A 12,276-nucleotide genomic window follows, 5' to 3' on the forward strand; every position below is an offset into this window, starting at 1 on the left:
CCCAATATTCCTGTAGTTACCAGAGAAAAACAAAAAACACCATCTCAAATAAGTGAGGATGGTGCTGTTACAGGAAAAGGGAAACAGAAAACGGAGCTAATAAAAAAACCGCCAAAAAAGGAATACCATGAAAATGATATCTCTTTTTTGTAGATAGCTCTTCATACATACGCGTCTGTACATATGACAGTTCTGTTTCTATTCGAAAACAGCCCCAATCGATACATACAGAGAAATATATCGATTTCGGCAATACTTCCTTTCATCTAATTTCATAGACCTCTCTGTGTCTCCATTAGAATACTCATAAGTATCGCAACCTCTATCTCACGTTTTAGGCGAGAGTGTTTGATTTATGAAGTTGTTGGTAACATTTGTTTTATAATAATTTAAATTTTTCGAGGAATCAAGTGTTTTATATATATTTTAAAAATTCTATTTTTTACAAGGGAGTTTGTGAAAAATGTAGCAAAATAAATTTATTACATGTACATTAAAATTATAGTTCATTGGAGGTGGAAGAATGAAAGGGAGAAAGCCTATTTATGTTTCAGCAGAAATGAACACAACGATGGAGAAATTATGGGAATATACGCAAGAACCACATATACATACAGAATGGGATGCTCGCTTTACTGAAATTTCATATTTAGAGAAAAAAGAAGGAGAACCACAGAAATTTTTATATAAAACAAAAATCGGATTTGGACTTGAAATAGCTGGGGAAGGGGAATCGATAGGTGAAATAAGAAAAGAAACGGGTGAAAGAATTTCTTCTTTAAAGTTTTGGACGGATAATACATTATCTCTTATTCAAATAGGGCGTGGTTATTGGAAGTATACACCGTGTAAAGAACACATTCATTTTGAGACACAATATGATTATGATACGAGGTTTGGTCGTATAGGGAATGTAATAGATTTCTATATGTTTCGGCCGTTATTAGGCTGGGCGACTGCTTGGAGTTTTGATGCTTTAAAATTATGGTTAGAAAAGGGACTTCATCCTAGATTGCTCATTAGAAGAACAGTGACGTATTGGCTCGTATGTTTTTTATTTGCTTTCGTATGGATGTATCAAGGAATAGTACCGAAACTAGTGTTTACTCATTCAGAAGAAGTAAAAATGCTATCGGTGATGGTTGGTTCAACTGAACATAGTATTTTTGTACTTAAAATAATTGGATTACTAGAAATTATTTTTGGTGTCCTATGGCTGTTACCATTTCCAAAACGAAAAGTATTTGTCGTACATATTTTTATGTTAATAGCCTTAACGATAGCAGCAGGATTTACGAATATCGCAAGCTTTACAGAGCCGTTTAATCCAATTACGTTAAATCTACTTCTAATTGGATTATCGATTGTCGGTTATATAAATAGTACGAATTTGCCAAGTGCAAAAAATTGCAAGAGGAAGAGAAAGGGGTAATGTATGGCTAATATGTATGAAAGATTATTAGGGGATTCTTATAAAAAACTTCATCCGAAATTACAGAAACGTTATGAGATTACAGAAGAAAATAGCTTTATTGGAGAAGGGAAGATGGATGAAATTTACGGTGGTTCTTTTTTCGTAAAATTCATATTAAAAATTGCATCGAAGTTTCGAATGTTTTTCTCTGAGAGAGGTAAGGGAGTGCCATTTACAATACATAATACCGCTGAGCGTGATGAACATGGACATGAACTTGTGCGGTGGAATCGTACTTTTTATTTTCATAATAAGAAAAGGTATTTTAATGCGGTAATGAAACTTGATGAAAATGAAATTGTAGATTATTTTGGTGAACCACATTTACTCGTCTCTACATTGAATTTTCATATTGATGAGTTAGGCGCAATGCATATTTCTTCAAAGAAACAATGGTTTTACATGTTTGGAAGGAAAGTCCCGTTACCTAGATTTTTATACGGGGAGGCCAACATTGTAGAAAATTATGATGAAACACAACAATGCTTTCGAATTCATGTTCAAGTACGCAATCCGTTAATTGGTTCATTATTTTCATATAAGGGAACGTTTGTGGAGAGGAAATAAATAATATGAAAAATATAATAGTTGGACTTGTTTGTTATATTATTTTTCTAATATGTGAGTGGTCAAATATAAAACCAGTGGAAGCAATTATTTTATTATCTATGTTGCTATTTATACCGATGTCATTTAGCATCATTGATAAGAAAACAAGAAATGGATCATATGTATTCTTTTATGAATTTGTATCGTTTTTATATCCAATCGCAGCAATTAGTGCAATGCTAGCTTTCGTAACAAGTCACTATTTCTTTGCGCTATTTTGGTTTGTATATACAGGAATTGTCGCGTTATTTGGTGTGAGTAGATTACTAGAAAGAGGATGGAAACCGTTAGAAGAAACGGCAATCGATAGTGCGTTTATTTATTTGTTTTTAGGTGGCTTCTGGTTTTTCGCCTCAGTAGCAAAGCTTTCCATTATGCACTTTAGTTCTGACATTGTTTTACTCACAGCTGCACACTTTCATTATTCGGCGTTTCTATTGCCGTTATCGGCTGGTTTAATTGGGAGAAAAAGAGAAAAGAGAAGTAAAGTATATGATGTTATTATGTTTGTCATCGTTATTTCACCTCTGACAGTCGCAGTAGGAATTACGTATTCAAGGGTATTTGAATTTTTTGCAGTGTTCCTATATTTATGCGCTATTTATGGTTATGGAATTTATGTTTGGCGTACGAAATTTAATGCTATCAACGCAAAGATTCTTCTGATCATATCGTCTAGTACACTTATGGTAACAATTATGTTTTCACTTATATACTCGTATGGGAATTTGAAACATGTAATGACGATTACAATTGCTCAAATGGTTTGGATTCACGGTGTTGTGAATGGAATTGGAGTAGCGTTACCGGCATTTGTCGGCTGGATGATTGAAAAGAGTGTTCCGAACTATAAATATTACGGGAAACCAATGAGCAGATTAAGAGGAAAGGCGACAGTTGGTGAAGCGTTTTTACATAACAGAAATGTAATAGATAGTAAGGAATACAACGGTTTAGTTGATAAAATGAATGATTTTCATAGTGAGGCATTTGACGTGACAAAGATACCTTTAAGCATTATTCGGTTTTATGAAAATACAAAAGAGTATGAGTTACAATCGCATATTAAATGGACTCGTTCGTTCCGCCTGTTAGCATTTTGTTATGAGAAAATGAGTAAGCGTGTAGGACAAATACATTTAGGAATGGGCGGCAAGTGGGAAACAATGCACGGCTCTATCATAGGGGTAATGGATGAGAAGGATGGAAGGGAGAATGTAAGAGCTTGGTTAAGAAAAAATGAAGCAGGAGTATCTATTTTTGTAGCTCTTTACTCAAAACATACGTATAAGAATGAGACATATATGAATATCGCATTGCCTCTACCATATTCGAATATGACGGGGGTTTTAAAATTACGTAATGATAATAATAATTTAATTATTACTAGTAAGCTGAGAAGAAATGGTAAGGGAGATGAGGGGATCTATATACATACTCGTTTCTTTACAATCCGTTTACCGTTAGCTGAGACGTTTATTATTAAAGAGGGCACCAATCAAATGTTAGAAGCTAACCATAAAATGTGGATATTTGGAGTTAAGTTTTTAGAAATTGATTATGAGATTAAGAAAATAGAGGAGAAGTAAGAAAAGCTTGGAGAGATTCCAAGCTTTTTTTACGTATGGGTAATTGTCATAGCGACTTGTTTGTCTAAGTCTTTGTCCCAAACACGTTGAATTTCAAATGTACCTTTTTCAAAAAATAATGGAAATCTTTCTTTAAACCAATCTTGCATAGGAAGATTTAGTGCTGTATCGATTGGTACCCATAATAATTCGCCTTCAGGAGGATTCGAAAGGAGTTCACCTTCAAATGAATCTGTCCAATAGTTAAATACCATATATCGAACATTTTCTTTCGGATTTACATATTCATCTAATCCCTTAAAGGTTAAAGTTGAAACAAGTAATCCAGTTTCTTCTTTTACTTCTCGTTTAGCAGCTTGAACGATACTTTCTGGAAAATCTACTTTTCCGCCGGGAGCGATGTAACCAGGAAAACCTCGATGATCGGGGCGTTTTATAAGTAAAACTTCATTATTGCGCTGCATCATACACATTGTATAGATGCGGTGTTCGATGTTATGTGAATTTGGCATAATGATGTATTCTCCTTTATATTTTTTGATAATTTTACCATGATATAATGATTTCTTATATAATTAAAAATAGAAGATTAGGAGTTTTTAGTTGCTTCGTATAAATTCTATAGTTATTTGAAAAGAGGAGAGGGAAATGCAAGGGGGAATACAAAGAGAAAAAGGTTTAGGGTATGTTGGCAAATTATTATTGCCAGTTAAAGCGTCACCACATTTTAAATTTTTATGGATTGGGCAATTGCTTTCGACTTTAGGTAGTTCGATAACGATGGTTATTTTGCCAGTCGTTGTGTATTCATTAACTGGTTCAACAGTTGTAATGGGAATGACTATGGCAATGTACATGCTCCCTAATATTCTTGCGTTACCGTTTGCTGGATTAGTCGTAGATCGAATGGATCGGGTGAAAGTAATGTTATTTACAGATATAATTCGCTGCATATTAATGCTATTACTTGCAACACTTATATTTATGGATGTATTAACAATTCCACTTCTATATGTACTTGTAGCATTATATGGACTTATGGAAGGCATATTTCAGCCAGCGTATGCGGCTGTAAGAGCGAAAGTATTTGTACCAGAAATTCGCAATGCAGCTAATGCATTAACGCAAATGAGTAATCAAGGTATACGACTAATTGGACCAGCTCTTGGAGGATTAATCGTTTCAGTTGCATCTGCTGGAATAGGGTTTGGACTAGATGCAGTAACGTATTTGTTATCATTTTTTTGTTTATTATTTTTAAGAGAAATAAAGTTTAAAAAAGTAAAATCTATTGAAAAGAAAAAAGTCGATTATAAACAAGAGTTTATGGAAGGTGTTTTTGTTTTAAAAAGTCATCCGTGGCTATGGATTACAATTTTAGTCTTTTCTTTCATCAATATTTGTTATGCAGGAATTATCGTCGTATTAATTCCATGGTTATTTAATGTTCATCATCATTTTGAAGCATATGTGTATGGATTAGGCATGGCCTCCTCTGGTGTTGGAGCTGTAGTTGCTGCGCTAATATTTGGCGGGAGAGAACGGTGGTATAAGCGGGGAGTACTTGCCTATGGTGGTGTTTTAATAAGTGGTTGTGCGCTTTTAATAATGCCGTTCATTACTTGGGCACCTGTTTTAATTGTATTAATGGCAATTGAAGGGTTCGGTATGATGATATTTGGACTCATTTGGGAAACGAGTTTACAAGAGCTTGTGCCAGAAGAAGCATTTGGAAGAGTGGCAAGCCTTGATATGTTAGGTTCATTTGCTTTATTGCCACTAGGTTATGTAGCTGTAGGATGGTTAGCTACTGTCATAGGTGGCGAGATAACGATTATAACACTAGCTATTTTAGTACTTGTAACAATTGGAGTAGCATTATGTGTGCCGAGTATTCGAAGATTTGATTGATGATATAAGGGAAGGTGGGAACGACTTATATGCTTATAGAAAATTTGAACGATATAGTCGCAAAGGAATGGGACAACCAATATACTTTGCAGGAAAAGGTCTTTGAAGCAAAAAATTTCACAGTCTATATTGCTACCCATAGAGAAAATAAGCTAGCATATAATCAACTAGTATTAATAAAACATTTTTGTAACGAAAAGCCTTCCGTGCATATTTGGCATAAGAAAATTAGCACCGATGCAACAAAACTGGACATCACAAAAGAAGTGACAGAAGCCATTCAAACTGGTTTTGTAAATGAAGAGTAAGCCCTAATTAAATTAGGGCTTACTCTTCATTAAATACAAATGTTTGTTTCATTTTTTTACTTTCATTTACTGGATGGCCGTTGTAAGAAAAGTTCTTTTCTTCCCAAGTAATCACAACTTTAAAATTATGGCTATTAAAGTCTAATGGGAATACCATGTAGTCAAAGCTTGTATGACTTTTAGAAATATTTTCATTAGGTGTAGTAGGTTTAAAGGTAGCTTTAGAGGTAGGATTGTTATCAAGTATTTCCACGGATACGTTTGATACATCATGACCGATGTTTTTTACGAGTAAACTATATGTATCAAATACACCTTGTTTTGGCTGGATTGCTTGCTTGTTTACGTTATGAGATTTATCAATTTCGATATACCATTGTTTAGACTTTGATGCAATTGGTAGTGATTGAAATGTGTATGCACTAGCTTGTATTGGTAGTGCTAAGCATATAAGCGTAAAGAGAGTTAATATTTTTCGTTTCATTTTTTGAGAGCTCCCATTCTTTAATGAATTTGTTTGTTATTTTCTTCTCTTTTTGAGATAATATACCATACGATTTAGGGGGGGAGGATATATTGAAAGAACTCGTAAGTATGGGAAGCAGTATTTTTCTACAATTATTATTTTTGTATATGTTTATTTTTGGAATGTTATTAGATTTGAATCCATGTAATGCAGTAATTGTGTATATAAGTATTGGGGTACTAAGCCTTATCGTTGAAATGGATTTAGTTACGAATAATCAAGTTACTCTTACTGTTATGAGGGAGATGTTTTTATTATAAAAAGAATATACTAAAAATTCTATATAAACTATTTATTTAATTTGGTTAAATATGCTAGAATAAATTGAAAACGTTTTCTTATATGAAAATAGGAAAGCATTTTCTGTAAAAGGGAGGGGATAGTAATGTTTACATTTTTAGTATCAATCGTCGTATTGATAATTGGTTATTTTACATACGGAAAGTTTATTGAAAAAATATTTGGAGTCAATTACAAAAGAAAGACACCGGCCTATGTGAACCAAGATGGCGTAGATTATGTACCTATGGATAGGCCAAAGAATTCTATGATTCAATTATTAAATATTGCAGGTACTGGACCTATATTTGGGCCAATATTAGGTGCTTTATATGGACCGGTTGCATTTGTTTGGATCGTAATAGGGGCTATTTTTGCAGGTGCTGTTCATGATTATCTTACAGGGATGATTTCTATTCGAAATAAAGGGGCGCATATTCCTGAATTAGCAGGGAAGTTTTTAGGAAATGCAATGAGACACATTGTAAATGTTTTTTCACTGTTGCTTTTAGTATTAGTAGGAACTGTGTTTATTACAACACCAGCATCATTACTTGATATCGTATTACAAGGGAAAGTGTCAATCACTATTATCCTAACTGTTATTTTTGTATATTACATTTTGTCTACGATCTTGCCAATTGATAAAATTATTGGGAAGATTTATCCGGTATTAGGTGCATTATTGCTAATAAGTGCTATTGGTATAGGGGGAATGATGATAATAAAAGGTTCTCCTATACCAGAATTAACGTTTGAAAATATGCATCCAGATAATGCACCGATTTTTCCACTATTAATGCTGACAATTACATGTGGTGCTTTATCCGGGTTTCATGCAACACAATCACCAATTATTTCAAGAACACTTCAAACTGAAAAACACGGCCGATATGTATTTTTCGGCATGATGATTGCAGAAGCAATTATTGCGATGATCTGGGCAGCGGCGGCGATGAGTATTTTCTCATATGGTGAATTAAATGAGTTGATTAAATCTGGTACACCAGCTGCGGTTGTAAGTGAAATCTCAAAGACAATGTTAGGGGCTGTCGGCGGAACGATTGCTGTTATCGGAGTAATTGTACTACCAATTACATCTGGTGATACTGCATTTCGTGCGGCACGTTCTATCATTGCGGACTATTTCAATTTTAATCAAACGAAATTGAAAAACCGCTTAATTATTGCAATTCCATTGTTTGTTATTGCATACGGTTTAACGAAAATTGATTTCACACTATTATGGAGATATTTCTCTTGGGCTAACCAATCGACTGCAGCAATTGCGTTATGGATTGGAACGATGTATTTATTTATAAAAGGAAAACCGTATGTTGTTTCCTTAATTCCGGCGATATTTATGACGCTCATGACTGTCATTTACATTTTAAATGCAAAAATTGGTTTTAATATTCCGTTAAACATATCTTATATGGTAGGTGCGGTTATTACCGTTATATTAACTGCTGTATTCTTTATAAAAGCTGTGAAAAATAAAAATGAGAATATTGAAGTAGATGTGCAATTAGAGAAGGAAGCTGTGTAGAAATTTTTCTACACAGTTTTTTTCTAATGTAGAAAATTTCCAATAATATGTTAAAATAACATTGTCATACAACAAGGGGGATTTGTTTTATGGAAAATGGAGTTCTTGCTAAAGTAGATGTAACGAAAAGAATTGAATCGAAATCTAAGTACAATAAGAAACTTGAAAAATATCAAAGGCGCTTATTAGCGTTGCAGCAAATTGTAAAAGAAGAAAAAATTGCAGTTATGCTCGTTATGGAAGGCTGGGATGCGGCTGGAAAAGGCGGAGCGATTAAACGAGTGACAGAGCACCTTGATCCGCGTGGGTTTCAAGTAAATCCAATTGGAGCACCAGCACCTCATGAGAAACGGTACCATTACTTGCAACGTTTCTGGCGGAAACTACCTCAGTACGGGCAAATTACTATTTTCGATCGCTCGTGGTACGGCCGCCTGTTAGTTGAGCGTGTTGAAGGTTTTGCTACAAAGGAAGAGTGGATGAGAGCGTATGGTGAGATTAATGATTTTGAAAAACTACTAACAGATGATCATTATATAATCGGTAAGTTTTTCTATCATATTAGTAAAGATGAACAGTTAAAGAGGTTTAAAGATAGAGAGAATAATCCTTTAAAAAGATGGAAAATTACAGATGAAGATTGGCGTAACCGTGAAAAATGGGACGAGTATGTTGAAGCAATGGAAGACATGTTTGAAAAAACAAATAAGCCAAATGCAAAATGGCAAATAATCGCGAGCAACGATAAATTATACGCACGTTTGAAAACGTTGAAAGTGATTATTTCGTTAATTGAGGATTATTTTGTAGAGCATGGTATAGAATTGCCTTCTTATTATTATGAAATGAAAGAAGGTAAGACAGAAGGTTTTGAAACGAATCAAGATGTAGTTGTAAAATAGTACAAGGTTTGTTTATGAAATATAAAGTAGAAATACCCTGTAATTTTGAACAATAAAATTACAGGGTATTTTTTATTTAGAAACATTTTACAAATAACAGAATAAGGTATATAATCAATAATCATATTAACAATGTTAATATGATTATTGATTATATACTATGTGGGGGTCTTATTTTGAAAGGAAGAGATGTTGTTTTAGGTTTGTTGATGGAAAAAGAATTGTCTGGTTATGATATTAAAATTGTGTTTGAAGACGTATTTACTCATTTCTTTGATGGAAGTTTTGGAATGATCTATCCAACGTTACGTCAGTTGGAAAAAGAGGGGAAAATAAAAAAAGAAGTTGTTATGCAAGAAGGGAAACCAAATAAGAAAATGTACTTTATTACAGATGAGGGGCGTGAAGAGTTTTATCAATACATGCAAACGGATGTAGAGAAAGATGTTTTACGTTCAGATTTTTTAATGAGGATGTATTTCGGTAATTATAGCGATGATCAGGCGATAAAAAGATGGATTAAGGACGAAATTGAAAGGAAAGAAGCATACATTGCGGATCTACGTCTGAAATATGAAAAGTGGAGAGAAGGTATTACTTTTGTTGAGGAAATTTCACTCGATGTAGGTATCGCATCGTATAGTGCTCAAGTTGAGACATTGAAAAGAAAACTAGAACAATTAGAAACAAAAAAACAATAAAACAGAAGAATGAAAAACAAGTTCACAATAAATAAAGGGTGGATGAATATGGAGCAATCAAAGGGGATTAAGATTGTCTTTTTAATGTGTTTAGGTATATTTCTTTGTATGATTGATACGACTATTATGAATATAGCTTTACCAGCGATACAAACGAGTGTAAATACTTCATTGGAAAAGATGTCTTGGGTATTAAATGTTTATACAATGACAATAGCAGTACTTGCTATTCCGTTAGGGCGGATAGCTGATATCTTTGGAAAAGCAAAGATGTATATTCTTGGTTTGGTGATTTTTGGTGGCGGGTCAGTACTGTGTGCTTTTGCTAATACGGGAGATTTTCTTATCTTGTCTCGCTTTATACAAAGTGTAGGGGCAGCGATTTTATTTCCAACTAGTATGGTAATTGGTGTATCAGCAATGCCATTAGCTAAGAGGCATGTTGCACTTGCAATTTTAGGTGTAACACAAGGTCTGTCAGCTGCAATGGGACCAGTAATAGGTGGAATTATTACACAAAATTTTGGTTGGAGATGGGTGTTCTTCGTAAATGTTCCAATTTGTATTCTTGGAATCCTTTTATGCTGCACTATGTTAAAAATAAAAAATGAAGAACGTATTATCTCAAAAATAGATTGGGTAGGATTACTATTAAGTAGCTTAGCAATTTTCTCTTTTACTCTCATATTAGTAAAAGGAAATACATGGGGATGGCAAAGTAATATAGCTTTGTCTTGCTATGCACTTAGTACTATTTCTCTTATTCTATTTGTTTTAGTAGAACGAAAGATTCATAATCCGATGGTGAATTTAAATTTATTTAAAGATCGAATGTTTGTCGGAGCATCTATCGTTGTCATATTAAGTAATGTATTTTTAATTGGAGTTACTGTATTACTTCCAACATTCTTAACGAAAATACAAGGTCGAACGGAAATTGAAGCAGCTTTTTTAGTGACACCTATTTCAGCAATGATATTTTTTGTCTCACCAGCTGCAGCAACTTTAATTAAAAAACTCGGAAAAGTAACTATTATTTTATCAGGCTTTCTTGTTATGGGCTTATCTTATTATTGGTTGCAAATGATTGATGTTAATTCAACAAATATAGAAATTATTATTCCATGTATGATATTAGGTGCTGGATATGGTTTAGTAGTAGGACCAATTACAGTTTTAAGTGCGTCTTCGTTTGAAGGAGAATTATTAACTGCTTCTCAAAGTGTTGTGTCAATGTTGCGGCAAGTAGGGATTGTTTTAGCGGTCGCAATATTTGTATCTAACTTAACTCACAACTTAACTGTAAATAAAGAGAATGTATATCGTTATGCAGAAGAAAAGGTGCGTAATATTCATGTGAGTAGTGTCGAGCAAGCTGAGATATTACAAGTAACAAAAGAAAAAATAGAGAATCAAAGTATAGAAACGAATGTAGAAAAGCATCAAAATGAAAAATTTGTAGGGTTAAATAAAGAGAAAAAAGACGAATTCATTCACCAAAAAGTGAATGAAGTATTAAGCGGAGTTCCAGTAGAATATAGAGATATAAAAAGAGAAGAAGTTATGAATCAAGTGACAAATGAAGTTGAAAAACAAGAGGAAAGTATAAAGAAAGAAGTACTCGCATTTTCGAATGATGTAAACCATTATGCTAAGAACCAGATGGCTATGAGTTTTACAGATTTATATAAAGCAAGTGTGCCAATTATTTTAATTTGTGCTTTCGTAAGTTTGTTATTTTGGGAAGGGAAAGCTTTGAGTAAAAGAAGGGAAAAAAGGGTAGTAGGGGGATTGGAAGGGAAATAGGCCAAACATGAATTTTATTCTAATTATTGAAAGTTGGCTATTAACAAAGGAAAGAACTCCACGGACGAAACATGAATGGCGGAGTTCTTTCCTTTGTGCTTATAGACATATGTGTCACTATCATGAAGTATTTACTCTCATTCATTATCAGCCAAAGTCAAAGATGAACTGAATAGTATGAATAAGTATTTTTACATACAATGAATAGGTACGTATCAAGTTCAAATATAGGATGCATAATATTACTTTTATAGGATTCTACATATGTTTTCAAGGAGGTTGTATATGTCTATAAAACATATAAATCTGGGGATTCGATTTTTTCTAGAATTATGTGCTCTTGCATCATTATGTTATTGGGGCTTTCAATTTTTTTGGAATGTATATGGGAAATATGTTTTTGGTATTGGTTCACCACTACTTTTTGCAATAATATGGGGGCGGTTCATTGCACCTAAAGCATCATTAAAATTGCCAGAACCATATAGGTTTATGCTAGAAATCATCTTGTTTGGAGTTAGCTCTGTTGCTCTATATGTTGTTGATCAAAAATCTTTTGCTATTATTCTTGCCGTGTTATTTATAATAAATCGCACTTTAATCATTGTCTGGAAACAGTAAA

The 12,276-nt window shown here is 33.5% G+C and carries 12 protein-coding genes, 1 pseudogene and 1 riboswitch; of the genes and pseudogenes, 11 read left to right on the forward strand and 2 right to left on the reverse strand.

Translation table 11 applies throughout. The annotated features are described in order from the left end of the window. Positions 1 to 146: 146 nt before the first annotated feature. Positions 147 to 333: riboswitch (Lysine riboswitch) on the reverse strand. Positions 334 to 523: 190 nt separating this feature from the next. The 3 genes from MKY00_RS09375 to MKY00_RS09385 are packed head-to-tail and all read left to right on the forward strand — an operon-like array spanning position 524 to position 3,672. Continuing rightward, positions 524 to 1,432, forward strand: coding sequence for a DoxX-like family protein (locus tag MKY00_RS09375; protein ID WP_016717139.1), 909 nt, complete (start codon positions 524 to 526; stop codon positions 1,430 to 1,432). Positions 1,433 to 1,435: 3 nt separating this feature from the next. Beyond that, the gene (locus MKY00_RS09380) at positions 1,436 to 2,041 is read left to right on the forward strand and encodes a DUF4166 domain-containing protein (RefSeq protein WP_000002626.1); all 606 of its coding nucleotides are present in this window, start codon (positions 1,436 to 1,438) and stop codon (positions 2,039 to 2,041) included. Positions 2,042 to 2,046: 5 nt separating this feature from the next. Next, on the forward strand, positions 2,047 to 3,672 hold the full coding sequence (locus MKY00_RS09385; protein ID WP_016717140.1) for a YndJ family protein: 1,626 nt from the start codon (positions 2,047 to 2,049) through the stop codon (positions 3,670 to 3,672). Between the two features lie 29 nt (positions 3,673 to 3,701). Here the strand turns inward: MKY00_RS09385 and MKY00_RS09390 are convergent, their stop codons facing one another. Beyond that, positions 3,702 to 4,184: an 8-oxo-dGTP diphosphatase gene (locus MKY00_RS09390; protein WP_016717141.1), complete on the reverse strand. Its 483-nt coding sequence runs from the start codon at positions 4,182 to 4,184 to the stop codon at positions 3,702 to 3,704. A gap of 136 nt (positions 4,185 to 4,320) precedes the next feature. Here MKY00_RS09390 and MKY00_RS09395 point away from each other — a divergent pair, with 136 nt between their 5' ends. Next, complete coding sequence (locus MKY00_RS09395) at positions 4,321 to 5,583, forward strand: MFS transporter (RefSeq protein ID WP_016717142.1); 1,263 nt, start codon at positions 4,321 to 4,323, stop codon at positions 5,581 to 5,583. 29 nt (positions 5,584 to 5,612) lie between these two features. Then, entirely contained in the window at positions 5,613 to 5,891 is a 279-nt protein-coding gene (locus MKY00_RS09400) for a hypothetical protein (RefSeq protein WP_016717143.1), read from the forward strand. A 19-nt stretch (positions 5,892 to 5,910) separates the two neighbouring features. On the opposite strand, the gene MKY00_RS09405 is transcribed toward MKY00_RS09400, so the two are convergent. Continuing rightward, the gene (locus MKY00_RS09405) at positions 5,911 to 6,375 is read right to left on the reverse strand and encodes a hypothetical protein (protein WP_000823326.1); all 465 of its coding nucleotides are present in this window, start codon (positions 6,373 to 6,375) and stop codon (positions 5,911 to 5,913) included. Positions 6,376 to 6,467: 92 nt separating this feature from the next. Here MKY00_RS09405 and MKY00_RS09410 point away from each other — a divergent pair, with 92 nt between their 5' ends. From MKY00_RS09410 to MKY00_RS09435, 6 genes and pseudogenes are all read left to right on the forward strand, one after another. Continuing rightward, the gene (locus MKY00_RS09410) at positions 6,468 to 6,677 is read left to right on the forward strand and encodes a hypothetical protein (protein WP_016717144.1); all 210 of its coding nucleotides are present in this window, start codon (positions 6,468 to 6,470) and stop codon (positions 6,675 to 6,677) included. 125 nt (positions 6,678 to 6,802) lie between these two features. Continuing rightward, positions 6,803 to 8,245, forward strand: a complete 1,443-nt coding sequence (locus tag MKY00_RS09415; RefSeq protein ID WP_016717145.1) for a carbon starvation CstA family protein — start codon at positions 6,803 to 6,805, stop codon at positions 8,243 to 8,245. Between the two features lie 89 nt (positions 8,246 to 8,334). Beyond that, positions 8,335 to 9,147 carry a polyphosphate kinase 2 family protein gene (locus MKY00_RS09420; protein ID WP_016717146.1) on the forward strand — a complete coding sequence of 271 codons (813 nt, stop codon included), beginning with the start codon at positions 8,335 to 8,337 and terminating at the stop codon, positions 9,145 to 9,147. A 176-nt stretch (positions 9,148 to 9,323) separates the two neighbouring features. Continuing rightward, a pseudogene (locus MKY00_RS09425) lies at positions 9,324 to 9,861 on the forward strand (PadR family transcriptional regulator). A 35-nt stretch (positions 9,862 to 9,896) separates the two neighbouring features. Further along, positions 9,897 to 11,654 carry an MFS transporter gene (locus MKY00_RS09430; RefSeq protein ID WP_016717148.1) on the forward strand — a complete coding sequence of 586 codons (1,758 nt, stop codon included), beginning with the start codon at positions 9,897 to 9,899 and terminating at the stop codon, positions 11,652 to 11,654. 285 nt (positions 11,655 to 11,939) lie between these two features. After that, entirely contained in the window at positions 11,940 to 12,275 is a 336-nt protein-coding gene (locus MKY00_RS09435) for a YrdB family protein (RefSeq protein WP_000023130.1), read from the forward strand. Position 12,276 lies beyond the last annotated feature (1 nt).

This window comes from Bacillus sp. FSL R9-9834 (assembly GCF_038006905.1).
GTDB classification, from domain to species: Bacteria; Bacillota; Bacilli; order Bacillales; family Bacillaceae_G; genus Bacillus_A; species Bacillus_A pacificus.

Excerpts from the sequence above, each read along its gene's own strand:
- MKY00_RS09375 (WP_016717139.1), top strand. The coding sequence starts at position 524 with ATGAAAGGGAGAAAGCCTATTTATGTTTCAGCAGAAATGAACACAACG.
- MKY00_RS09380 (WP_000002626.1), top strand. The coding sequence starts at position 1,436 with ATGGCTAATATGTATGAAAGATTATTAGGGGATTCTTATAAAAAACTT.
- MKY00_RS09385 (WP_016717140.1), top strand. The coding sequence starts at position 2,047 with ATGAAAAATATAATAGTTGGACTTGTTTGTTATATTATTTTTCTAATA.
- MKY00_RS09390 (WP_016717141.1), bottom strand. The coding sequence starts at position 4,184 with ATGCCAAATTCACATAACATCGAACACCGCATCTATACAATGTGTATG.
- MKY00_RS09395 (WP_016717142.1), top strand. The coding sequence starts at position 4,321 with ATGCAAGGGGGAATACAAAGAGAAAAAGGTTTAGGGTATGTTGGCAAA.
- MKY00_RS09400 (WP_016717143.1), top strand. The coding sequence starts at position 5,613 with ATGCTTATAGAAAATTTGAACGATATAGTCGCAAAGGAATGGGACAAC.
- MKY00_RS09405 (WP_000823326.1), bottom strand. The coding sequence starts at position 6,375 with ATGAAACGAAAAATATTAACTCTCTTTACGCTTATATGCTTAGCACTA.
- MKY00_RS09415 (WP_016717145.1), top strand. The coding sequence starts at position 6,803 with ATGTTTACATTTTTAGTATCAATCGTCGTATTGATAATTGGTTATTTT.
- MKY00_RS09420 (WP_016717146.1), top strand. The coding sequence starts at position 8,335 with ATGGAAAATGGAGTTCTTGCTAAAGTAGATGTAACGAAAAGAATTGAA.
- MKY00_RS09430 (WP_016717148.1), top strand. The coding sequence starts at position 9,897 with ATGGAGCAATCAAAGGGGATTAAGATTGTCTTTTTAATGTGTTTAGGT.
- MKY00_RS09435 (WP_000023130.1), top strand. The coding sequence starts at position 11,940 with ATGTCTATAAAACATATAAATCTGGGGATTCGATTTTTTCTAGAATTA.